Source organism: Rhodovulum bhavnagarense (assembly GCF_004343505.1).
In the GTDB taxonomy this organism is placed as follows: domain Bacteria; phylum Pseudomonadota; class Alphaproteobacteria; order Rhodobacterales; family Rhodobacteraceae; genus Rhodovulum; species Rhodovulum bhavnagarense.
In genome coordinates this window covers 117532-141107 of the sequence record NZ_SLXU01000008.1, presented here as the reverse complement: position 1 = coordinate 141107, position 23576 = coordinate 117532, and the positions used below count along the sequence as shown (strand labels likewise).

At 63.5% G+C, this 23576-nt stretch carries 21 protein-coding genes; 4 read left to right on the top strand and 17 right to left on the bottom strand.

The annotated features are described in order from the left end of the window. Positions 1-158: 158 nt before the first annotated feature. From ccoS to ccoN, 8 genes are all read right to left on the bottom strand, one after another. Complete coding sequence (ccoS, locus tag EV663_RS09940; protein ID WP_132951642.1) at positions 159-317, bottom strand: cbb3-type cytochrome oxidase assembly protein CcoS; 159 nt, start codon at positions 315-317, stop codon at positions 159-161. A 4-nt stretch (positions 318-321) separates the two neighbouring features. Then, positions 322-2514, bottom strand: a complete 2193-nt coding sequence (locus EV663_RS09935) for a heavy metal translocating P-type ATPase (RefSeq protein ID WP_132951641.1) — start codon at positions 2512-2514, stop codon at positions 322-324. Positions 2515-2523: 9 nt separating this feature from the next. Then, the gene (locus EV663_RS09930; protein WP_132951640.1) at positions 2524-2988 is read right to left on the bottom strand and encodes a FixH family protein; all 465 of its coding nucleotides are present in this window, start codon (positions 2986-2988) and stop codon (positions 2524-2526) included. Then, entirely contained in the window at positions 2985-4418 is a 1434-nt protein-coding gene (ccoG, locus tag EV663_RS09925; protein ID WP_132951639.1) for a cytochrome c oxidase accessory protein CcoG, read from the bottom strand. Before ccoG ends, EV663_RS09930 begins: the two co-directional genes overlap by 4 nt. A 281-nt stretch (positions 4419-4699) precedes the next feature. Continuing rightward, on the bottom strand, positions 4700-5584 hold the full coding sequence (gene ccoP / locus EV663_RS09920; protein ID WP_132951638.1) for a cytochrome-c oxidase, cbb3-type subunit III: 885 nt from the start codon (positions 5582-5584) through the stop codon (positions 4700-4702). Further along, positions 5581-5799, bottom strand: a complete 219-nt coding sequence (locus tag EV663_RS09915) for a cbb3-type cytochrome c oxidase subunit 3 (protein ID WP_132951637.1) — start codon at positions 5797-5799, stop codon at positions 5581-5583. Before EV663_RS09915 ends, ccoP begins: the two co-directional genes overlap by 4 nt. Before the next feature lie 9 nt (positions 5800-5808). After that, entirely contained in the window at positions 5809-6537 is a 729-nt protein-coding gene (gene ccoO, locus EV663_RS09910; protein WP_132951636.1) for a cytochrome-c oxidase, cbb3-type subunit II, read from the bottom strand. Positions 6538-6549: 12 nt separating this feature from the next. After that, positions 6550-8148 (bottom strand): cytochrome-c oxidase, cbb3-type subunit I, encoded by a 1599-nt coding sequence (gene ccoN, locus EV663_RS09905; protein ID WP_132951635.1) that lies wholly within the window; start codon positions 8146-8148, stop codon positions 6550-6552. A gap of 237 nt (positions 8149-8385) precedes the next feature. Between ccoN and EV663_RS09900 the strand changes: the two genes are divergently transcribed. After that, positions 8386-9225 carry a universal stress protein gene (locus EV663_RS09900; protein WP_132951634.1) on the top strand — a complete coding sequence of 280 codons (840 nt, stop codon included), beginning with the start codon at positions 8386-8388 and terminating at the stop codon, positions 9223-9225. Between the two features lie 24 nt (positions 9226-9249). Here the strand turns inward: EV663_RS09900 and fnrL are convergent, their stop codons facing one another. Further along, a complete protein-coding gene (fnrL, locus tag EV663_RS09895; RefSeq protein ID WP_132951650.1) occupies positions 9250-9996 on the bottom strand; it encodes a transcriptional regulator FnrL in 747 nt (248 codons plus the stop codon). A 62-nt stretch (positions 9997-10058) separates the two neighbouring features. Between fnrL and hemN the strand changes: the two genes are divergently transcribed. Further along, positions 10059-11414: an oxygen-independent coproporphyrinogen III oxidase gene (gene hemN / locus EV663_RS09890; RefSeq protein WP_132951633.1), complete on the top strand. Its 1356-nt coding sequence runs from the start codon at positions 10059-10061 to the stop codon at positions 11412-11414. A 4-nt stretch (positions 11415-11418) separates the two neighbouring features. Here hemN and EV663_RS09885 read toward each other — a convergent pair whose 3' ends face one another. The 6 genes from EV663_RS09885 to EV663_RS09860 form a co-directional block, all read right to left on the bottom strand. After that, entirely contained in the window at positions 11419-12630 is a 1212-nt protein-coding gene (locus tag EV663_RS09885; RefSeq protein WP_132951632.1) for a glycosyltransferase, read from the bottom strand. A gap of 7 nt (positions 12631-12637) precedes the next feature. Continuing rightward, positions 12638-14233 carry an ABC transporter ATP-binding protein gene (locus EV663_RS09880; RefSeq protein ID WP_132951631.1) on the bottom strand — a complete coding sequence of 532 codons (1596 nt, stop codon included), beginning with the start codon at positions 14231-14233 and terminating at the stop codon, positions 12638-12640. Beyond that, positions 14230-15339: an ABC transporter permease gene (locus tag EV663_RS09875; RefSeq protein WP_132951630.1), complete on the bottom strand. Its 1110-nt coding sequence runs from the start codon at positions 15337-15339 to the stop codon at positions 14230-14232. The genes EV663_RS09880 and EV663_RS09875 overlap by 4 nt, the downstream gene beginning before the upstream one ends. A gap of 3 nt (positions 15340-15342) precedes the next feature. Then, a complete protein-coding gene (locus EV663_RS09870; RefSeq protein ID WP_132951629.1) occupies positions 15343-16428 on the bottom strand; it encodes a microcin C ABC transporter permease YejB in 1086 nt (361 codons plus the stop codon). Positions 16429-16443: 15 nt separating this feature from the next. Continuing rightward, positions 16444-18357 carry an extracellular solute-binding protein gene (locus tag EV663_RS09865; protein ID WP_132951628.1) on the bottom strand — a complete coding sequence of 638 codons (1914 nt, stop codon included), beginning with the start codon at positions 18355-18357 and terminating at the stop codon, positions 16444-16446. A 100-nt stretch (positions 18358-18457) separates the two neighbouring features. Beyond that, a complete protein-coding gene (locus EV663_RS09860; protein ID WP_132951627.1) occupies positions 18458-18973 on the bottom strand; it encodes a c-type cytochrome in 516 nt (171 codons plus the stop codon). A gap of 111 nt (positions 18974-19084) precedes the next feature. Between EV663_RS09860 and EV663_RS09855 the strand changes: the two genes are divergently transcribed. Continuing rightward, a complete protein-coding gene (locus EV663_RS09855) occupies positions 19085-19918 on the top strand; it encodes a prephenate dehydratase (protein ID WP_132951626.1) in 834 nt (277 codons plus the stop codon). Between the two features lie 13 nt (positions 19919-19931). Here the strand turns inward: EV663_RS09855 and EV663_RS09850 are convergent, their stop codons facing one another. Together EV663_RS09850 and nudC are read right to left on the bottom strand one after the other, a co-directional pair. Next, positions 19932-20396, bottom strand: a complete 465-nt coding sequence (locus EV663_RS09850; RefSeq protein ID WP_132951625.1) for an SRPBCC family protein — start codon at positions 20394-20396, stop codon at positions 19932-19934. 45 nt (positions 20397-20441) lie between these two features. Beyond that, the gene (gene nudC / locus EV663_RS09845) at positions 20442-21398 is read right to left on the bottom strand and encodes an NAD(+) diphosphatase (RefSeq protein WP_132951624.1); all 957 of its coding nucleotides are present in this window, start codon (positions 21396-21398) and stop codon (positions 20442-20444) included. A 160-nt stretch (positions 21399-21558) separates the two neighbouring features. On the opposite strand from nudC, the gene EV663_RS09840 reads away from it, so the two are divergent. After that, on the top strand, positions 21559-23553 hold the full coding sequence (locus tag EV663_RS09840) for a bifunctional 2',3'-cyclic-nucleotide 2'-phosphodiesterase/3'-nucleotidase (RefSeq protein ID WP_132951623.1): 1995 nt from the start codon (positions 21559-21561) through the stop codon (positions 23551-23553). Positions 23554-23576 lie beyond the last annotated feature (23 nt).

Genomic DNA, 23576 nt, shown 5'->3' with positions numbered 1-23576 from the left:
CTGAGAAACTCCGTCATAGTCTCCATGGAGAAACTCCACCCCTGTCATCCAACAGGAAAGGACTCGCAGAACCGGAAAATCACAGGAAGGTGGGGGCTGAACACCGTTTACGATCTTCTTCTTGGCAAAAATACCCCTGCCCGGCATCCGCCTGGGGCTCATGGCCGGGGGTGGTCGTCCCATTCGTCACTGAGAATGCGATGCTTGTCGCCCTCGGGATCGTCGAACTGCCGCGTGCGCAGCGCCCAGAAGAACGCCATCAGCCCCAGCCCCCCAAGAAACAGAGAAACCGGGATCAGGTAGGCAAGAATCTCCATTCGCTCACCTCAGCCGAAGCGCGTTCAACGACACGGTAATCGACGAGGCCGACATTGCCAGCGCCGCGGCAAGGGGCGTTGCCAGCCCCACCAGCGCGATCGGCACCGCGACCAGGTTATATCCCGCCGAGATCGCGAAATTCTCGCGGATACGACGGGTGGCGCGGCGGGCGGTATCCACGACCTCGCCCATGGGCGCAATGTCGCTGCCCAGCAGCACGATGTCCGAGGCCACCCGCGCGGCGTCCAGCGCGCTGGCCGGCGAGATCGACACATGGGCCGCGGCCAGCGCCGCGGTGTCGTTCAGCCCGTCGCCCACCATCAGAACGCGCGCGCCACCCTCGCCCAGCGCCTGCACGGCTGCCGCCTTGTCCTCGGGCAGCGCCTCGGCGGTCCAGTCCTCGATGCCCAGCCGCGCCGCAAGCTCGGCCACCGGCCCGCGCGCGTCGCCCGAGATCAGCCGCACCGCCAGCCCCTGCGCCTTCAGCTGCGCCAGCGCCGCTTCGGCGCCGGGGCGCAGCCGGTCGGTGAAGGTGAAGGCCACCGGCAGGGCCTGCCCCACCCGCAGCCAGGCGGCGGTGTCCTGCCCGGTTTCCGCGCCCACCCAGGCGGCGCGGCCAAAACGGACGGTTTCGCCCCCCAGCCGGGCCTCGACCCCGTGGCCGGGCACCTCGCGCAGATCGGACACCGTGGCCGGGCGGATGCCCACGGCCTCTGTCGCGCCAGCCAGGGCGCGGGCCAGCGGATGGGCCGAGGCCCCCGCCAGGGCGGTCGCGATTTCCAGGGTGCGGCGCGGATGTTCGCCCAGGTTGGTCAATTCGGGGGTGCCCAGGGTCAGCGTACCGGTCTTGTCGAACACGACCGTGTCGACCTCGGCCAGCCGCTCCAGCGCGGTGCCGTCCTTGATCAGCATGCCGCGCTTGAACAGCCGCCCCGAGGCGGCGGTGGTCACCGCCGGCACCGCCAGCCCGAGCGCGCAGGGACAGGTGATGATCAGCACCGCCACCGCGATGTTCAGTGCCAGCCGCACATCACCGCCGGAAATCCACAGCCACGCGACAAACGCCCCCAGCGCCAGAAGGTGCACGCCGGGCGCATAGACCCGCGCGGCGCGGTCGGCCAGCGACGTGTAGCGGTTGCGCGCGCTTTCCGCGACGGCCACCAGATCCGCCATGCGGTGGAGCGAGCTGTCCTCGCCCGCCGCTGTCACCGTGACCGCCAGCGGCCCGGTCAGGTTCACCTCGCCCGCGCTCAGCGCCATGCCCGGCCCGGCAAAGGCGGGCAGGGTTTCGCCAGTCAGCAGGGAGCGGTCGATTTCCGACTGCCCCTCGGCGACGATGCCGTCCACCGGCACCCGCGCGCCAGGTTTGACCAGCACCGTGTCGCCGACCGCGATCCCGGCGATGGGCACGGTTTCCTCGGTGCCGTCCGCCCGACGGCGCAGCGCGCGGGGCACCTCCAGCGCAGCCAGTTCCTCGGCCGCCGAGCGGGCAATCGCCCGGGTCCGGTGGTCCAGGTAACGGCCCGCCAGCAGGAAGAAGGTCAGCGACAGCGCCGCGTCGAAATAGGCGTGCCGCCCGCTTTGCGCGGTCTCGTACAGCGACATGCCGGCGGCCAGCAGGATCGCCAGCGAGATCGGCACATCCATGTTCAGCCGCCCGTGCTTCAGCACCGACAGCGCGCTGCGAAAGAAGGGCTGCGCCGCAAAGCCGATGGCCGGCAGCGCGATCATGGCCGAGATCCAGTGGAACATGTCGCGCGTGGCGTCCGACGCCCCTGACCAGACCGCGACCGACAGGATCATCACGTTGGCCATGGCAAAGCCGGACACCGCGATCCGCATCAGGATGTCCCGGCCAGCCTTGTCCGTGGCGGTGGCCGCGATCACGCCGGGGTCCAGTTCGTGGGCCTCGTAGCCGATGCTCGCCAGAACGGCGATCAGGTCCTCGGCATTGACCTCCGGGTTGCCCTCGACCGCCACGCGCTTCAGCGTCAGGTTTACCCGCGCCTCGTGCACGCCGGGCGTGGCGTTCAACGCGCGCTCCACGGCGGCGATGCAGGCGGCGCAATGGATCGTGGGCAGCGACAGGAACAGGCGCGCGTCCTTCGGTACCGCGGCAGATGCCAGTTGTTCGGCCGAGGGCGCAGCCGAACAGGCCGGACAGGCCGAGGGTCGGGAATGCAGCGTACCATCCATGCGGTCTGTCTATCCCCTGACGAAGAGCTCTAGCCGCTGACGAAACCGTGTGCCATCCTCGGCGACCGCGTTCAGCCGGATCGTCCAGTTACCCGGCCCGAGAGGCACCCCGGCAGAATAGGTGCCGTCGTAATAGATCAGCTCGGGGCGCTTGTCCTCGCGGTTGGAGGTCTTGCGCCCGATGGTCAGATCGATGCCCGGCACCTGCACGGCCTGTCCCTGCGCATCGGTAAAGCGCAGGCTAAACAGTTCTTGCGCGGGATCGTAATCGACCGCCGCACTCCAGCCCAGCGCCTCTTGGGCGGCACGCTGGGCATCGAATTGCTGGCTGGCGACATAGCTGTTCTTGACCTCCAGTCCCGGAAAGGTGCGCACCGCCTGAAAGGCAAGGGTCAGGTTCACCGCGACCACCACCGCGAACGCCGTGACCGTGAAGATCAGAACCTTGCGCCCGGTGATTTCCCTGCTGCTCATCGGGCATTCCTCCCGTTGAAGACCGTATCCTTGTAGGTGCGCGTATCCGCCTCGACATCCAGCAACCAGATGCGCAGATCGGTGCTCTGCGCGCTGGCCGCGGCGCTGCCGGGGGGGGCCATGACATAGACGCGGTTCAACTCTATCGCGTCGGGAGGAACCTCGACCAGGCCATTGCGCGCGCCCTCAACCTCGACCCGGAACAGATCGCTTGGCTGCACCGAAATCTGGAACAGCCGAGATTCACCCTGCATGTTGCGCACCCGTACGTCATAGGTATTGCGGATCGTACCATCAGAGAGGGTGACATAGGTCGGATTGCGCACCGGCGACACGGTGATGTCAATGTCAGAGCGCACGAACAAGGCCACGATCAGCCCCACGCCCACCGCAGACCAGAGCGCGGTGTAAAGGATGGTGCGGATGCGAAAGACATGTTTCCAGACTGGCTTTGGCGGTTGTCCCGCCCTCTCGCGCCCCTCGTCCGACAGGGCCATGTAATCGACCAGGCCGCGCGGCTTGCCGATCTTTTCCATCACCTCGTCACAGGCATCTATGCACAACCCGCAGGTGATACAGGCCAGTTGCTGGCCGTCGCGGATATCGATCCCCATCGGGCAAACGTTGACACAGGCGTTGCAATCTATGCAATCGCCCAGGGTCTCGGCCCCCTCGGCCTTGCGATGCTTGCCGCGCGGCTCGCCCCGCCAGTCGCGATAGCCGATGGTGAGCGTATCCTCGTCCATCATCGCGGCCTGGATGCGCGGCCAGGGGCACATGTAGATGCAGACCTGTTCGCGCATGAACCCGCCCAGGACCAGGGTCGTCGCGGTCAGCACAAGGATCGTGGTATAGGCCACCGGATGCGCCCGAAGCGTGACCAGTTCGCCCAACAGCGTCGGTGCATCCGCGAAGTAGAACACCCAAGCCCCGCCCGTGGCGACAGAAATGGCCAGCCAAACGGCCATCTTGGTCACCCGCAGCCGGATCTTGTGCGCATCCCAACCCGATTTCCACAGCTTGATCCGCCTGTTGCGGTCACCCTCGATCCAGCGTTCGGTCAGGATGAACAGATCGGTCCACACGGTCTGGGGACAGGTATAGCCGCACCAGACCCGGCCCAACGCCGAAGTGAACAGGAACAGGCCGAGACCGGCCATGATCAAGAGACCCGCGACGAAATAGAATTCATGCGGCCATATCTCGATCCAGAAAAAGAAGAAACGGCGATTGGCAAGGTCGATCAGCACCGCCTGGTCGGGCATGCTGGGCCCCCGATCCCAGCGGAGCCAGGGCAACAGGTAGTAGATGCCGAGCGTGATGCCCATGATCCACCATTTCAGGGTGCGGTAGCGGCCTGACACGCGGCGGGGAAAGATCGGCTCGCGGGCAGCGTAAAGGCGGTCGGGGTCTTGGTCTGTCGAGCTCACGGGCTCACTCCGTTCGGTCTGCGGTCTCCTCCGCCGCGAGGCGCGGCGCGGACCGGCAAGCATGTTCAGGCTAGGCCCCGCGGCCCGCGAATGAAAGCGTGAGAGCGTTCACGATCGGGCCAGCGGGAAAAATGGGCCGGGGCGCGGTTCCGCGGGTCCGGGCAAATCGGCGCGTTCATCTGGGGCCGGAAGGTGATAACACCGGCCCCCGTGGAAACGCGCGAACAGGATGGGGGCCGGTGCCATCGACCGAGAGCCTTGCAGCCCCCGGAAGCCGATAATCACTCGCCGCCCCCCAGTTGATGCACGTAGACGGCAACCGCGCGACGTTCGGCATCGGTCAACCGTTCCTGGTGGCTTGGCATGATGCCAAAGCGCGCATAGGTCACGGTCTCGGTCAGCGTCTCGACATCACCACCGTATAGCCAGATCGCGTCCGTCAAGTTGGGCGCGCCCTGGTACCGGTCGCCGGTTCCGTCCTCCATGTGGCAGGCGGCACAATTATCAAGGAACACCGTTTCCCCCGCGCTTGCCAATGCGGCATCGTGTTCCTGCCCCGAAATCTTGCGAACGTATTGAACAACCGCGTCGATTTCCTCCTGCGGCAGGTAGTCGTCGCCGAAAGCGGGCATCTGTGACCAGCGCGCATCGGGGTCATCCTCGTTACGGATGCCGTGAGTCGCGGTGTAATATATGTCTTCCAGCGCACCGCCCCAGAGCCAGTCATCATCCAGCAGGCTGGGATAGCCCGCCGCCTGAACCCCGTTGGCCCCCGAGCCATGGCACTGGGCGCAATAGGTGCGGAATACCGCCGCGCCGCCCTGCACAGCGTAGTTATAAAGATCGGCATCGGCCTTGATCGCATCTGTCGTCAACTCGACCTGCGTCAGCTTGGCCACCAGGTCGGCATTCGCCTCTTCGAAACGCTGGATGTCCTTTTCCACCTCGGCCCGCGTCGAATAGCCCAAAAGACCCGGTGTCGCGCCCTTTACCAGCGGAACAGCCGGGTAAAGCACCGCGTAGACCACGGCGAACGCGATGCAGGCATAAAAGGTCCATAGCCACCAGCGCGGCATCGGGTTGTCGAGTTCCTGGATTCCGTCCCAGCTATGGCCGGTGGTCGGAACCTCGCCATCCTTGGTCTTGTCGTGATCATTGGTGCTCATGTCCGCGCCTCCTTGTGGCACGTCGCCTCCGCGCTGTCGTCGGAATCGGGCGGGGCGGGTTTGTCGTCATGTCGGAAAGGGATGTCTGCGGTCTCGCGGTATTCCTTGGTGCTGCCCGGGCGAAACACCCAGGCGATCACACCGAGAAAGAACAGCACAAGCGCCAAAAGCGCCCAGCTATCCGCGAATTCCCGCATGGCGGAATAGGTTTCCATCATCCCACCTCAGCGGCTTGCATGCGGCTCGAAGGTCGAAAAATCGACCAGCGTGCCAAGCATTTGCAGGTAGGCAACCAGCGCATCCATTTCCGAGATCCCCGGCTGACCGTCAAAGTTACGGACCTGCGCCCCCGGATAACGTTCAAGAAGACCGTCAACGCCATCGGCATAGGGGTCGATCTGGGCGTTGAAATCCGAAACCGCGTTTTCCAGCATCTCGTCCGTGTAGGGAACACCGACGGCCAGATGGGTCCGCAGCTTGTCCTCGATATAGGTCGGGTCGATCATCCGCCGTTCGAGAAAGCCGTATTTCGGCATCACCGATTCCGGCACCACGGATTGCGGGTCGCGCAGGTGCTGCACGTGCCAGTCATCCGAGTAGCGCCCGCCGACGCGGGCCAGGTCCGGCCCCGTCCGTTTCGACCCCCATTGGAACGGATGGTCGTACATCGACTCGGCCGCCAGGCTGTAATGGCCATAGCGTTCCACCTCGTCGCGCATCGGGCGGATCATCTGGCTGTGGCAGACATAGCACCCTTCGCGCACGTAGATGTCGCGCCCGGCCAGTTCCATGGGCGAGTAGGGCCGCACGCCTTCCACCTCCTCGATCGTGTTTTCGAGGTAGAAGAGTGGTGCGATTTCCACCAGGCCGCCGATGGTGACGACAAGGAAGCTGAACACCAGCAGAAGCGACGCGTTCTTCTCAATGACCTTGTGTTTGTCGAGAATTGCCATGCTCGCCCCTCCTCATTCCGCCGGGGCCGCAACGGGCATGACCGATTTGGCCGGCGCCGAGGTCGCGGTTTTCCAGATGTTGTAGCACATGATCAGGCCGCCGGTGACGTAGAGGGCACCGCCAAGGGCGCGGACCACGTACATCGGGAACTTTGCATCGACCGTGTCGGCGAACGAGTTCACCAGGAAGCCCTGCGCGTCGACCTCGCGCCACATCAGGCCTTCCATGATGCCCGAGACCCACATCGAGGCCGCGTAGAGCACGATGCCGATGGTTGCCAACCAGAAGTGCCAGGACACGAGTGCCAGGCTGTAAAGGCGCTCCTTGTTCCAAAGCCGCGGCGCGAGGAAGTAAAGCGCACCAAACGTGATCATGCCGTTCCAGCCCAACGCGCCGGAATGCACATGCCCGATCGTCCAGTCAGTGTAGTGGCTAAGGCTGTTGACCGCGCGGATCGACATCATCGGGCCTTCGAAAGTCGACATGCCGTAGAACCCGACCGAGACCACCATCATCCGGATGACCGGATCGGTACGCAACTTGTCCCAGGCGCCCGACAGCGTCATAAGACCATTGATCATGCCACCCCAGGACGGCATCCACAGCATGATCGAGAACACCATGCCCAGCGTACCTGCCCAATCGGGCAGCGCAGTGTAGTGCAGGTGGTGCGGACCGGCCCAGATATACATGAAGATCAGCGCCCAGAAGTGGATGATCGACAGCTTGTAGCTGTAGACCGGGCGTTCGGCCTGTTTGGGCACGAAATAGTACATCATCCCCAAAAAGCCCGCGGTCAGGAAGAAGCCCACTGCGTTATGGCCATACCACCATTGCGTCATCGCATCCTGCACGCCGGCAAAGACCTGCACCGACTTGGACCCGAAAATCGAGATAGGCAGGCTGAGGTTGTTGACGACATGCAGCATCGCGACCGTCACGATGAAGGACAGGTAGAACCAGTTGGCCACGTAGATGTGGGGCTCCTTGCGGCGGAAGATCGTGCCGAGAAACACCGCGAGATAGGTAACCCAGATGATCGTCAGCCAGATATCAACGTACCATTCGGGCTCGGCATATTCCTTGGACTGGGTCACCCCCAGCAGGTAGCCGGTCGCAGCCAGAACGATGAAAAGCTGATAGCCCCAGAAAACGAACCATGCCGCGTTTCCACCCCAAAGGCGCGCGGCGCTGGTGCGCTGGACAACGTAGAACGAGGTGGCGATCAAGGCGTTGCCCCCAAAGGCGAAGATCACCGCCGAGGTGTGCAGCGGCCGCAACCGGCCAAAGTTCATCACCCCCTGCGCCCATTCGAAATTCAGTGCGGGAAAGGCAAGCTGACTGGCGATGAAGGTGCCGACGACAAAGCCCACGACCCCCCAGAACGCGGTCGCGATGACGCCCGCACGCACCACATCGTCCATGTATCCCGTTTCGGGCTGGGGCCTGGCGCGGCCCAATGTACGCAGCGAGTAGAGCACCATGCCACCGGCCACCGCGAGCACGATCATCATGTGCACCTGGTAGGCCATGTCGCGCGCCATGTACGCCGCGAACGCGGCACCAGCCGCGATCGCGCCATAAATGGCGACTTTCACGTAATCCCACATCGGATTTCCCTTCGTCTTTCATCGGCCGTTCCCAGGCGGCCGACTCCCTCACGATACCGTGACGTATCCCTTGGTATGCAAAGCTTTGCATGGGTCAAAGTCAAGCCTTCTTTGACCTTTTCCAATTCCAGATCGATGCGCATCAAAGCCCGCCCCCTTGATCCTTGTCAAAGCCCGTGCCCCGTCGTCGCCCTAGACTTGACGGGAACGCGACGACCGACGCGAAGGAGTAACCCGATGGCCTACAAGACAATTCTGACCATCATCACCGACACCGACATCTCGGCATCTGCGCTGGAGCCCGCAATCACCCTGGCCGCCCGCGAAGAGGCACATCTCGATATTCTCTGCCTGGGCGTGGACCGCACCCAGACCGGGTACTACTATGCCGGCACCAACGCCTTCATTCAGCAGGAAACCCTGCAAAAGGCACAGCAGGACGCCACCACGATCGAGACCGCCGTCAAGGCGCGCATGGCGCCCGAGGGTATTGCCTGGGCCGCAGAGGCGGCAGTGGCGCAGATTGCCGGGCTCAGTCACTTGGTCGCACAGCGCGCCCGGTTCTCGGATCTGGTTGTTATGCCGCGCCCCTATGGCGAGGGGCGCGGGGTCGAGGACGAGGCCGCGATCGAGGCAGTGCTGTTCGACGGCCACGCGCCCCTGCTGGTGGTGCCCGGGAACGCGGATACCGCGAATATCGGCCAGAAGATCGTCATCGCCTGGAACCAGAGCGCCGAGGCCATGGCCGCGATCAAACAGGCGTTGCCGCTGATGCAGGCCGCCGAGGTGGTCAATATCGCCGTGGTCGATCCGCCCAAACACAGCCCCGACCGTTCCGACCCGGGCGGGGCGTTGTCGCAGATGCTGTCGCGTCACGGGGTGAAATCGGAAATCTCGGTGCTGGCCAAGACGATGCCGCGGGTGTCGGACGTGCTGATGCGCCATGCCCAGGATGTCGAGGCGGACATGATGATCATGGGTGCCTATGGCCATTCGCGCTTCCGCGAGGCGATCCTGGGCGGCGCCACGCGCAGCATGCTGGAGAAAACCGAATTCCCTGTGCTGATGGCCCATTAGCGCAGGTCGGGGGCGGTGCCGGGATCAGGCCGGCATGCCCCCGTCATTGTCGTCGCCCGTCTCGCCAAGCAGCCGATCGAAATCCGGGATCGTCACATGACGCTTGCCTTCAAGAACGATCACGCCGTCGCGTTTCAGCGCCGAGATCTGTCGGCTGACGGTTTCCAGCGTCAAGCCGAGGTAATCGGCCATCGCCTCGCGCGTGAGAGGAAGGTCGAACACGATCTTGCCGCGGGTGGGCCCCGGCCTCAACGTGGCGTCGCGCCGGGCTATGATCGCCAGCAGGCTGGCGATCTTTTCCCGCGCCGTCTTGCGGCCCAGAAGCAGCATCCACTCGCGCGCCGCGTCCAGTTCGTCCAGGGTCATTTCCAGCAGGCGCTGCCCGATATGGGGGGTGCGCACCATCATCTCTTCGAACGGCTTGCGACGGAAGCAGCACATGGTCAGCTGCGTCGTCGCCACCACGTCATAGGCCGCGGCCTCGCGTCCGGGACGGCCGACGAAATCGGACGGCAGCAAAAGACCGACCATCTGCGTGCGCCCGTCCTCCATCGTCTGGCTGAGCGTCGCGATTCCCTCGACAACGGACGCAACGAAATCCATGCGGTCGCCCGACCAGATTACCGTCTGCCCCGCATCGAAGGTGCGGTAATATTTCATGTTCTCAAGCTGGTCGAGTTCGTCACTCTCACAGCGAGCGCAAACTGCGCGGTGCCGGATCGGACAATCCGCACAATCGGAATGCACAACAGGAGGGTCGGTAACGGCCATTCCGTTTCCAGTTTTGACTTCGATCAAGGAGCAAGCCCTTGGGTGACCCTAAAGCTAGTCCAATGAGCACAGAATCGCAACTCACACGTCTTGGTCTATTCGATGCCAAGGTGCCCCGCTACACAAGTTATCCGACGGCACCGCATTTCAACGCGTCCGTAGACGACGGAGACTTCGCCGGCTGGATCGACCAGATCGAGCCCGGTTCGCAGATTTCCCTTTACATGCACATCCCCTTCTGCCGGAGGTTGTGCTGGTTTTGCGCCTGCCGGACGCAGGGCACGCGCTCGGATGCGCCCGTCCGCGCCTATCTCGACACCCTGAAAGACGAGATCGCGATGCTGGGCCGGCGCCTGCCGCGGGGCGTGACGCTGTCGCGCCTGCACTGGGGCGGCGGCACACCGACGCTGTTGACGGCCGACATGATGAAGGAGCTGACCGAGGCCACCTTCGCCATCGCGCCGATGCATGAGGACGGCGAATTCTCGGTGGAAATCGACCCCAACGAGATCGACGCCGCGCGTCTGGACGTGCTGGCGGCGGCGGGGATGAACCGCGCCTCGATCGGCATCCAGGATTTCGACCCGCAGATCCAGTCGGTGATCGGGCGCATCCAGAGCTATGACATCACCCGCGAAGCGGTGGACATGATCCGCGAGCGCGGCATCGACAGCCTGAATGCCGATATTCTTTATGGCCTGCCGCATCAGTCGAACGAACGGATCGCCGAATCGGTTCAGAAACTGCTGTCGCTTTCGCCCAACCGCGTTGCGCTTTACGGCTATGCGCATGTCCCCTGGATGTCGCGCCGCCAGTCGATGATCCCGGCCGAGGCACTCCCCTCGCCCGAGGCCCGCCTGAAGCTGTATGAAACCGCCAAGGAACTGTTCCTGTGGGACGGCTATCGCGAGATCGGCATCGACCATTTCGCACGCGAAACCGACGGGCTGACCAGGGCCCTCGATTCGGGCAGGTTGCGCCGCAATTTCCAAGGCTATACCGACGATACGGCGCCCGCGCTGATCGGGCTGGGCGCCTCGTCGATTTCGAAGTTCCCGCAAGGTTTTGCCCAGAATCTCAGCGGTACGTCTGACTACACCGCGCGCATCCGCGACGGGCGTTTCGCGACCGGTCGCGGCCACGTCTTCACCCCCGAGGACAACATGCGTTCGCGCATGATCGAGCAGTTGATGTGCGAATTCCGCATCTCGACGGCAGAGATCACGGAAACCTTCGGCATCTCGAAATCCGAGTTGAACAGGATGTTTGCCGAGGTTGCCGAACGTTTCGCGGGGTTTGTCGACCTGACCAATGAGGGTCTCGTCGTGCCCGAACATGGCAAGCCGCTGACGCGCATGATTGCCCGCGGATTCGACGCCTACGACCTGTCAAAGGCTGGCCACAGCTCGGCAATCTGATCACCTAGGCCCCGGCGGTTTCGACGAATTCGATCAGCCGGGGCAGACAGACCCTTTTCAGATCATAGCGATCGACCACCGTCTGCCGCGCAGCTGCGCGCAGATGGTCCTTTGTGGCCGGGTCGGCCAGACCCTCGATGATCGCGGCCGACCAGCCCGCCACGTCGAAGAAATCCACCAATTCGCCATTGTGACCGTGGGTGATGACCTCTTGCACCGGGCCGGTGGCAGACCCGATGACATGGGCGCCCATCGCCATGGCCTCAAGCATCGACCAGGACAGCACGAAGGGATAGCTGAGATAGGCGTGAACGCGACTGACCTGTATCAGCGCCATGAACCGGGGATAGGGCACGCGCCCTACGAAATGCACGCGTCCCAGGTCCAGCCGGTCGCCGACCTCGTCCAGCATGACCTGTTTCCAGGTCTTGCCATCCACGGGCATCCGGCCATAGCCGCGATCCTCGCCGCCGATCAGCACGACCTGCGCTTTTGGCCGTGCCTTTAGAACCTCGGGCAAGGCACGCATGAAGACATGAAATCCGCGATATGGTTCGAGGTTACGATTGACAAAGGTCAGCACCTCGTCGCCGGGGCGCAGAACGCGGCCATCGGGCAGGTCGAAACGTGCCTCAGGGTTCGGGCGGATCATGTCGGTATCCACCCCGTCATGGATCACCGTGATCTGCTGGCGCAGGATCGGGGGAAAGCTGTCCGCCTGCCACCGGGTCGGCGACAACGACGCGTCGGCCAGCACCAGCCCATGGACAAGATGCGCCTGCCGGGCCACCGTGTTCAGCCGCTGTGCGTTGTTCAACATCCCGAATTCGGGATCGAAATTGGTATCCAGCCCCTCGGTCCTATAAAGAAACTCGGCATAATTCAAAAGCCGCGCCTCGGGCCAGACTTCTCGCAGGAACAGCGTCTCGCCCCAGCCGCTATGGCCAAAGATGACATCCGGGCTGTAGCCATGCCGGTCGCGCAGGCCAAAGGCCGCCGCCGCCGCAGCCCCGCCTCGCCCGGCATGGTCGCTATAGGAACTGCCAAAGCCCTGCACCGGCGTTTTCTCGTATTTGTAGCGCGCAAGCCTGATCGCGGTCTTTTGCGCGTTATCGAAACGGGTCAGCGCAAGGCAGTCATGGCCCCGTTTTGCCAGCGCGCCGGCCAGGTAACGGAATTGGCCAGGAAAATTCTGGTGAACGAAAAGGATTTTCATGGATATCTCACGCGACAGAGGCGCCAAAAGCCGCCCGCATCAGGGTTTGGGTGTAATCGGTCTGCGGTGTTGCGAACACCTCCTCGGCGCTACCGGATTCAACGATATCGCCCTGCCGCATGACGATGACCTTGTGCGACAGCGCACGCACGACACGCAGATCGTGGCTGATGAACAGGTAGGCGAGGTCGTATTTGCGTTGCAACGCGCGCAGCAGATCCACGATCTGAACCTGCACGGTCATATCCAACGCCGAGGTCGGTTCATCCAGCACCAGCAGGCGCGGCCGCAGGATCATCGCCCGCGCAATGGCGATGCGCTGGCGCTGGCCACCCGAGAATTCATGCGGGTAGCGGTGCATCATGGCCGGGTCCAGCCCGACCTCGGTCAGCATCTGCGCGACCTCCTCTCGGCGTGACCGGCCTGTGGGCGAGCCATGCACGCCCAGCCCCTCGGCCACGATCTGTTCGATCGTCATGCGGGGGCTGAGACTGCCGTAAGGGTCCTGAAAGACGATCTGCATGTCGCGCCGCAGCGGTCGCAGCGCCCGCGATTTCAGCCCGTCGATGTCGCGGCCCTGAAACGCGATCCGCCCCTGGGACGAAATCAGCCGCATGATCGCCAGCGCCAGCGTCGTCTTGCCCGACCCCGATTCGCCCACGATCCCCAGGGTTTCGCCGGCGCGGACAGAGATGTCGGCCTCGTTCACCGCCTTGACGTGACCAACCGTCTTTTTCAGCAGCCCGCGCTGGATCGGGAACCAGACGCGCAGCCCCTCGGTGCGCACGATTTCCGGCGCGTCGGGTTTGACCGGGTCGGGGGCACCACCTGCCGCCGCGGCCAGCAGTTTCTGCGTATAGGGGTGGCGCGGGTTGGCAAAGATCTCTTCGGTCCGGCCGCTTTCGACCAGTTCGCCATCCTTCATCACGCAGACCCGGTCGGCGATGCGCCGCACGATGCCAAGGTCGTGGGTGATGAACAAAAGGCTCATGTTCTCTTCGCGCTTGAGATCGGCCAGCAGGTCCAGGATCTGCGCCTCGATCGTCACATCCAGCGCGGTGGTCGGTTCGTCCGCGATCAAGAGGTCCGGGCCATTGGCCAGCGCCATGGCGATCATCACCCGCTGGCGCTGCCCGCCGGAAAGTTGGTGAGGATAGGCGCCCAGCCGGCTTTCCGGGTCGCGGATACCGACCTTGGTCAGCAATTCCAGAACCTTTGCCCGCGCCGCGGCCCCGCTCAGCCCTTGGTGCAGGGCCAGGCTTTCACCGATCTGGCGTTCCACCGTATGCAGCGGGTTCAGCGATGTCATCGGCTCCTGGAAGATAAAACTGATATCGTCGCCCCGGATATCGCGCAGCCGCGCCTCGGTCGCGCCGATCATTTCCTCGCCCTCGTATGTGATCGAGCCTGTCACCGTCGCGCTCTCCGGTAACAGCGACACGGTGGACAGCGCCGTCACCGACTTGCCCGAGCCGGATTCCCCCACAATCGCCACGGTCTCGCCACGGCCCACGCTAAAGCTGACCCCCCTGACGGCGGGGATGTCGCGCCCATCCTGCCGGAAACTGACCGACAGGTTCTCAACCTTGAGAACCGCACTCATTGAAAGGTCTTCCTCGGGTCGAAGGCATCGCGCACGCCCTCGAAGATGAACACCAAGAGCGACAGCATGATGGCGAAGGTAAAGAACGCGGTGAAGGCCAGCCAGGGGGCCTGAAGGTTCTGTTTCGCCTGTAAGGTCAATTCGCCCAGCGACGGCGCCGAGGACGGCAGGCCAAAGCCAAGGAAGTCGAGGCTTGCCAGCGTCCCGATCGTGCCGGTGATGATGAACGGCAACAGCGTCAGCGTGGCCACCATCGCGTTGGGCAGCATGTGGCGGAACATGATGGTCCAGTTGCTGACCCCCAGCGCCTTGGCCGCGCGCACATATTCGAAATTGCGCGCGCGCAGGAATTCCGCGCGCACCACGCCCACCAGCGCGGGCCAGCCGAACAGCGCCGTCAGGAAGACCAGCAACCAGAAACTGCGCCCCAGGATCGCGAACAGGATGATGATGATGTAAAGCTGCGGGGTCGAGGTCCAGATCTCGATAAAGCGCTGAAAGATCAGGTCGGTCAGCCCCCCGAAAAAGCCCTGCACCGCGCCCGCCGTGATCCCGATCACCGACGCAATCCCCGTCACCATCAACGTGAACAGGATCGACAGGCGGAAGCCGTAGATCACGCGCGCCAGCACGTCACGCGCGGTGTCGTCGGTGCCCAGCCAGTGATCGGCATCGGGGGGCGAGGGCGCGGTGCCCTCGATATTGTTCACGGTGGAATAGCTGTAGGGGATCGGCGGCCAGATCAGCCGGCCCTTCTGGATCTCTTCGCCGTTGATCTCCCCGTCCTGCGCATCCTCGATCAGCTCTTCGGGATAGTCCCAGCAATCTATCAGCCCGCCGGTCACGATCAGGCATTGCACCTCGATATCGCGATAGACGGCCTCGGTCCGCAGATCGCCGCCAAAGGCGGTTTCCGGGTAGAACTGGTAGATCGGGAAAAAACTTTCGCCGCGGTACTGCACATAGATCGGCTTGTCGTTGGCCAGAACCTCGGCAAACAGCGACAGGCCAAACAGGATGGCAAAGACGATCAACGACCAGTAGGCGCGGCGGTTGCGTTTGAAGTTGCGCCAGCGACGCTGGTTCAGGGGCGAGAGGGTGAACATCGCTTACGTCTCCCGGCTTTCGAAATCGATGCGCGGGTCGACCAGCACATAGGTCAGGTCGGAGAGCAGCCCCACCAGCAGGCCGATCAGGCCGAACACGTAGAGCGTGGCAAAGATAACCGGGTAATCGCGCGCCACCGCCGCCTCGAACCCCATCCGGCCCAGACCGTCCAGCGAGAAGATCGTCTCGATGATGATGGAGGCGCCGAAGAACACCCCGATGAACAGGGCCGGAAAGCCCGCGATCACGATCAGCATCGCGTTGCGAAAGACATGGCCATAAAGGACGCGGTTCTCTGCCAGCCCCTTGGCCTTGGCGGTGATGACGTAGTGTTTCTTGATCTCGTCAAGGAAGGAGTTCTTGGTCAGCAGGGTCAGGGTGGCGAAGCTGGAAATCGTGGTGGCCAGAACCGGCAGGGCGATGTGCCAGAAGTAGTCGCCGATCTTGCCCAGCAGGCTGAGTTCTTCGAAATTGTCAGAGGTCAGGCCGCGCAGCGGAAACCACTGGAAATACGACCCGCCCGCGAACACCACCAGCAACAGCACGGCGAACAGGAAGCCGGGGATCGCGTAGCCGATGATGATCGCGCCGGAGGTCCAGGTGTCGAACGGCGTGCCGTCCCTGACCGCCTTGCGGATGCCCAGCGGGATCGACACCAGATAGGCGATCAGCGTGGACCACAGCCCCAGCGAGATCGACACCGGCATCTTTTCCAGCACCAGGTCCACCACGCTGACGGACCGGAAATAGCTTTCCCCGAAATCGAAGCGCAGATAGTTCCACAGCATCGTCCCGAACCGTTCCAGCGGCGGCTTGTCAAAGCCGAATTCCTTTTCCAACTCGGCGATGAACTCGGGCGGCAAACCGCGCGCGCCCATGTATTTGTCATCCCCGCCAGTGGCAAAGGATTCGCCCACGTCACCACCCCCGGCGATGCCCTGGAACACGTCACCCTGCCCCTCCATCTGGGCGATGATCTGTTCGATCGGCCCGCCGGGGACGAACTGGGTCAGGGTGAAGTTGATGACCATGATCCCGATCAGCGTCGGGACGATCAGCAACAACCGCCTCAGGATATAGGCGCCCATGGGCTGCTCTGCCTTTTATCTGATCGCGCCTGCCTTGCGCAGTTTCTCGGCCTTTTCGGCGTTATACCACCAGAAATCCAGCGCACCCAAGTCATAGGGCGGTAACGGATCGGGATGATCGTAGATGTCGTAATAAGCGACGGTATGGCTATCCTTGAACCACTGGGGCACCCAGAAACGCAGGCTGCGCAGCACCCGGTCCAGCGCCTTGACCGCGGCGGTCAGTTCGGCCTCGCCTTTTGCGGCCAGCACATGCTCGATCAGCCGATCGACAGCCGGGTTTTTCAACCCCATGGTGTTGAAGACCGAACTATCGGCGGTTTCAGATCCGAAATACTGCCGCAGGCCAGAGCCTGGAACGTAATCCATGGGAAATTGCGCGGTGATGATGTCGAAATCGTGGGATCTTTCTCGATTGGTGGCCTGTGCGTTGTCGACGAAACTATGTGTCGCATCGATGCCCGCCCGGCGCAGATTCTCGACATAGGGATCGATCACCCGGTTGAAAGTCTGGCTGTCATTGAGAAATTCCACCCGCAAGGTCTGGCCATCCCTGCGGCGTATCCCGTCATCGCCCACGACCCAGCCGGCTTCGTCCAGCAGGGCCGATGCGCGGCGCAGATTGCCCCGGTCAAGCTGACGCGTCCCCGATACCGGCGCCATGATCGCGGGTGTCGTCAGGATGGTGTCTGGCAAGAGACCTTCGGCGACCAGCGGGGCAAGCAGGGCGATCTCGTCCTCGCCGGGCAGACCCTCTGCCGCCAGATGGCTGTTTTCCCAAAACGAGTTGATACGCGCATAAAGCCCGTAGAACAGCTTTTCGTTGGACCATTCGAAGTTGAACAAAAGACCAATTGCCTCGCGCACGCGAGGGTCTTGGAATTGCGGGCGGCGCAGGTTCATCACGAAGCTTTGCCCGCTCGCCAATGCCCCGTCGGGCAATTCCTGCCTTATGACCCAACCGTTCTGGACCGCCGGAAAATCATACCCCGTCGCCCAGCTTTTCGACGATGCCTCATTGCGAAACGTATAGGTGCCACCCTTGAACCCCTCGAAGGCGGCGTTGTAATCGGCATAATACTCGACCCGGATACGGTCGAAATTGTTGCGCCCTACATTGATCGGCAAGTCGGCGCCCCAGTAGTCTGGGTCGCGCGCATAGACAACCGTCTGTCCGACCTCCAGATCCTCAAGAACATAGGGGCCAGAGCCCATCAGCGGCTTCAGGCTGCTTTCCTCGAAATCGCGACCGTTCTCGATATAGAACGACTTGGAAAACACCGGCAGCCCCCCCACCAGTTGCGGCAGATCGCGGGTCGGCACGCCCTCGGCGAAGGTGAATTTCACCCGGCGATCCCCCAGCACCTCGGCACTGGCGACCTGGCGCGACAGCTGCACGCGGAAACTGGGCAGCCCCTTATCGCGGAACAGCTCGAACGAGAATACGACATCCTCTGCCGTGACCGGCGTGCCATCGGAAAACTGTGCCTCGGGCCGGATGTCGAAAATCGCCCAGCTGCGGTCCTGCGGATATTCGATCCGCTCGGCCAGCAGGCCATAAGCGGCGCCGATCTCGTCGGCGGTGCCGCTCAACAGGGATTCGAAAAACACCGACGCAAGGGCGCCGGCCCTTCCCTTGGTCGTATAGGGATGCATCGAGTCAAAGGACCCAAAGGCCCAGATCGATATCTCGCCTCCCTTCGGCGCCTGCGGGTTCACATAGCCGAGATGGGAAAAATCGGACCCGTATTTCAGATCTCCGAAAGTCGAAATGCCGTGCGAGACGATCACGCCCTCGTCGGCCTGCGCCTGCTGCCCGGACAGCGCCAGAACGATCCCGAGCGCAAGCACCCCGACTGTAAGCCGCACCTGGCAAAGGACCCGGGCAAGGGCAACCGCGACAGGGCGGACAAGGGGGGTCGGTTTCATCGGCGCTCTCCCTGCTAACCGGGCCGCTTCACGCGGCCCCGGCACAGGCTAAAGGCCGTGCCTTGCCCTGTTCAAGTTGAGATTGCGTGAGCCCGACCGCTCAACCACCGATGCTTTCGAGGTAGGCAATGACATTGGCCCGGTCTCGTGCGTCGCGCAGGCCGTTATAGCTCATCGCGGTGCCGGGCGCGTAGGCCCGCGGGTTAGTGATGAAGGCATCGATGGCCGCGGGAGTCCACGCATCGCCCGTGCCGTCCAGCGCGCCAGAATACCTGAAATCGTCAAAGGACGCGACCGCGCGCCCTACAACCCCGTAAAGCGACGGACCGACCGAATGCACACCGGGCTCTGTCTTGTGGCAGGCGCGGCATTCCTTGAATACCCGTTCCCCCGCTTGGGGGTCGGCCTGGGCCAGCAATTCCTCGAAGCTGGGCTCTTCTACCGGTTCGTCGGCGGGCTCTGCGCTGGCCTCGCTCTCGTCGACCGGCGGATAGCTGGGGACGTCGAGCACGGGTCGCTCATACAGCGCCCGGCCACCTATATTGATAAGAACAAGCAATAGAAGCGCACCACTCGATGCGCCCGCAAGCTTGGTAAAGCTTGGCGATTTGGCCATGTCGCGTTCCCGTTCGCGTCGTCTCCCTGTTGAATACCTAGGCGCTTCACCTTCTTGATTGCAAGGTATATTACCCCGCGTCAGATCTCAGACCCCAGCCCAGAGGCCACCATGACCCGCCGAATCGCCTTTCAGGGAGAGCCCGGCGCCTATTCGCACCAGGCCTGCCAGGACACACGCCCCGACATGGAGGCGCTGCCCTGCCGCACCTTCGAGGACGTGATCGAGGCAGTGCGCGGTGGCACGGCCGATCTGGCGATGCTGCCGGTGGAAAACTCGACCTACGGGCGCGTCGCCGACATTCACCAACTGCTACCCCATTCCGGCCTGCATATCGTGGGCGAGGCCTTCGTTCGGGTGCATATCAACCTGTTGGGCCTGCCCGGCACGCCGCTCGATCGCATCACGCGCGCGATGAGCCACACCGTCCTGTTGGGACAGTGCCGCGATTTCCTGCACGCCCACGGCATCCACAGGGTCACCGCGGCCGACACCGCCGGATCGGCCAGACATGTCGCCGAGGCCAACGATCCTACCTTGGGCGCGCTGGCCGGCGATCTGGCGGCGGATATCTACGGGCTGGACATCCTTGCCCGCCATATCGAGGACCACGACAAGAACACCACCCGGTTCCTGTTGATGGCACGCGAGGCCGACCATTCCCGGCGCGGCGATCTGGGAATGATGACCACCTTCGTTTTCCAGGTACGCAACATCCCGGCCGCCCTTTACAAGGCGATGGGCGGCTTTGCCACCAACGGCGTGAACATGACCAAGCTGGAAAGCTACATGGTGGACGGATCGTTCACCGCGACCCGGTTCTATGCCGACATAGAGGGCCATCCCGATGATCCGGCGGTGCGCCGCGCCATGGAAGAACTGGCCTATTTCACCTCGCATCTCGACATCCTCGGCGTCTACCCGGCGGACCGCAAACGCCACTGAGGATGTGCGCGCATCACTTTCGCAAGTTGCCTGCCTCGATTTCGCGGCCAAAGCGGTGAACCGCCGCGGCAAACCTCTGTTTCAGCTTGGCACGGGCCAGGCGCAGGGTTTGCAGGAAAATACGCCCCGACATCGAATGCGGCGTAAGTTCCAGGGCCACGACCAGACGGGTCTGCCGGGGGGCCAGCGGCACCAGTTCGACGCCGGTCAGACCGTGCAGGCCCCCGACCTGCGATTTCAGGCCGATCACCTCGGGCGGGTTGAGCTGGACAAGTTCGGTCGTCAGCACCCTGTCCTTGCCCCGAAAGGAAAACCTTGCCTCCCAAGACATGCCGGGACCGGGCATGGCAAGCGTGTCTGTGCGCTGGACCTGCGCTCCGCGGCGCAGCACGGCGCGCTCCATCGCCTGGAAGTCGGTCAGGGCGGCAAAGACCTCCTCGATGGGGGCGCCGATATCGTCTCTGGCTGAGAATTTCATCCCGCTCCTCTTGCGTTGCGGTCGGACGTGGAACACGTTGTCACCTCAATCCAGCCGGTCCGCAAGCCACATCCTGAGAAGGAACCGGGCAATTGCCCCTTCGCGGGCGGGCTGAATGACGGGATTCTCGCCGGCCTCGACGGCCAGCAACTCCTCGCGGCTCACCCAGAGGGCCTCTTCGATTTCCGTGGGGTCGACGGTGATCGTACCGCTTTCGGCCCGGCCATGACAGCCGATCATCAACGAGGCAGGGAAAGGCCAGGGCTGGCTGGCAAGGTAGTTGACCGGCCCGACTGCCACGCCGGTTTCCTCGGCCACCTCGCGGCGCACCGCGGCTTCTACGGTTTCGCCCGGTTCGACGAACCCCGCCAAGAGCGAGAACATCCCTTCGGGCCAGCCCGGCGACCGCCCCATGAGGACGGAATTGCCCCGCGTGATCAGCATGATCACCACCGGGTCGGTCCGCGGAAAGTGGCGCGTGCCGCAAGCCGGGCATTGCCGTTGCCACCCCGCCTCGGTCACGACGCTTTTCGTTCCGCAGGCGGCGCAAAACCCGTGCGTGCCATGCCAGCCAAGGACCGCGCGGGCGGTCGCGGCCAGTTCTGCCTCAAGCGGCGAAAGTCGCGTCATCTCGCGACGCAATTCGGCAAAGGCATGGGTGTCGGGCAGGCCGGGATGGCGTTGTTCCGACGGGTCGAGAAAGGCGCCCAGCGTGGTCGGCATCTCGTCGGGCTGCCAGTCGGACAGGTCCAGCGCGAAGCGGGCCCCGCCATGGGCCAGCCCCAGGAAAACCGCCTGATCCCGCCCCCGCGATACCACCTGCTGTGCGCATGGCAACCAGCCCAACCCGCCCGGCGCGCATAACGGTTTGCCCCGCCAAAACGGCAGGACACGTGTCGCACCATCCGCCCACAGCCGCTGCATCGCGGCCGCATCCCCGCGCAAGATAGCTGCACGCTCAAGGCCCCCGCCACCGAATGTAATCTGGTTCGCCTGCCGCATCTCTCGCCCCTTGCCTTTGCCGTTGCCTGCCATGGAACGGGTCCGGGGCGCAATCGCGACAGACACCCCCTTTGGATGAGTTTAATTTTGCATTTTCAATCAAAAGTATTTATCTGACAGTCCGTCACCGGGACGGCTGGCAAACGGGCACGGCGAGCAGATGGCGCAAGCCCATATCTCGTGCGCGGTCCGGTTCAACCTCTCTTGCCGGCACGCCGATGCCGGCACCGCTCCGGGGGCGCCGTTGATCGTTCCGCATCGCTTCACGACCCTGGCCTCGAAAAACCAGGCACATCTGAGGCTGATGGGAACGACCGACCTGCATATGCATGTCTTTCCCTACGACTATTACGCAGACAGGTGCGCCGATGGGGTGGGGCTGGCCCGAACCGCCGCCCATGTTGACGCGATCCGCGCCGAGGCGGCCAATGCCATGCTTCTGGATAGTGGGGATTTCCTGCAAGGCAACCCGATGGGCGACTATATCGCCTACGAGCGGGGAATGCGCGAGGGCGACCTGCACCCGGTGATCGCGGCAATGAACGCGGTCGGCTTCGATGCCGCGACGCTGGGTAATCACGACTTCAACTACGGGCTGGACTTCCTGGTGAAATCGCTGGCCGGCGCGCGGTTTCCCGTGCTCTCGGCCAACGTGGTGACAGGCATGGGCACGACGCCCTACGACGACACCCACCTGGTCAAGCCTCATATCATCCTCGAAAGGACACTGATCGACGGGACAGGCAAGGCGCATCCTTTCAAGGTGGGGCTGATCGGGCTGGCACCGCCCCAGATCACGACATGGGACCGCCATTACCTTAAGGGCAGGGTGCGCACCCGCGACATCGTCGAGACCGCGCGTGCCCACGTGCCCCTTATGAAGGAAAAAGGCGCGGATATCATTGTCGCGCTGGCCCATTCCGGTATCGGCGAGCCGCGTCATGTCGAGGGGCAGGAAAATGCGTGCCTGCCCCTGGCCACACTTGAGGGGATCGACGCGGTGATGAGCGGCCATCAACACCTGACCTTCCCCGGTCCGGCCTTTGCAGGCATTCCCGGCGTGGATGCCGAACGCGGCACGATCCACGGCAAACCGGCGGTGATGAGCGGGTTTTGGGGATCGCACCTGGGGGTGATCGACCTCATGCTTGAACGCGATGCGGGCCACTGGCGAATTGTGACCCATGACTGCGCGCTGCGCCCGATCTCGCGCCGCGGCAAGAACCGCGAGATCGCGCCGCTGGTCGAAAGCCGCGCCCATGTGCTGAATGCGGCGGCAAGGGCACATGTCGAAACGCTGGGCTATATACGGCGCCCGCTTGGCAGGACAACGGCGCCACTGCACAGCTATTTCGCCCTGGTGGCGGACGATCCTTCGGTCCAGATCGTGTCGAACGCCCAGCGAGACTACATGGAACGTATGCTGAAAGGGGGGCCGCATGAACATTTGCCGCTGCTGTCTGCGGTGGCCCCATTCAAGACCGGCGGCCGCGGCGGGCCGGATCACTATACCGATATCCCCGCAGGCAGACTCGCACTCAGGCACCTGGCCGATCTGTATCCCTATCCCAACACCGTGCGCGCCCTGCGGGTGAGCGGCGCGCAACTCAAGGGCTGGCTGGAACGGTCGGCGGGAATCTTCAACCAGATCACGCCTGGCGGGACGGACCAGGAACTTTTGAATCCCGCCTTTCCCGGCTATAATTTCGACGTGATCGACGGGGTACGCTACCAGATCGAAATCAGCCAGCCTTCGCGCTTTGACATCGAGGGAAACATCGTGAACCCCGGCGCAAGCCGCATCGTGGCCCTGACCTGGCAGGGCAGGCCGGTGAGCGACGACATGGAATTCGTCATCGTCACGAACAATTACCGCGCGGACGGGGGTGGCGCCTTTCCCGGCACCGGGTGCGATACGGCGATCGTGAAGAGCCCGACGACCATTCGCGACGTGATCTTGCGCCATGTCGTCGAGACATCCCCTCTCACGCCCGGCGCCGACGGCAATTGGCGCCTTGCGCCACTGCCCGGAACGACGGTGCTGTTCGACACCAGTCCCCAGGCGGCCCATCATGCCACCCGAGTGCTTGGTCTGGCGATCGAACCCGCAGGCGAGGGTGCCGGGGGCTTTGCCCGGTTTCGCCTCCGGCTTTGACCCCGAGCCGATGAGGCAGGATT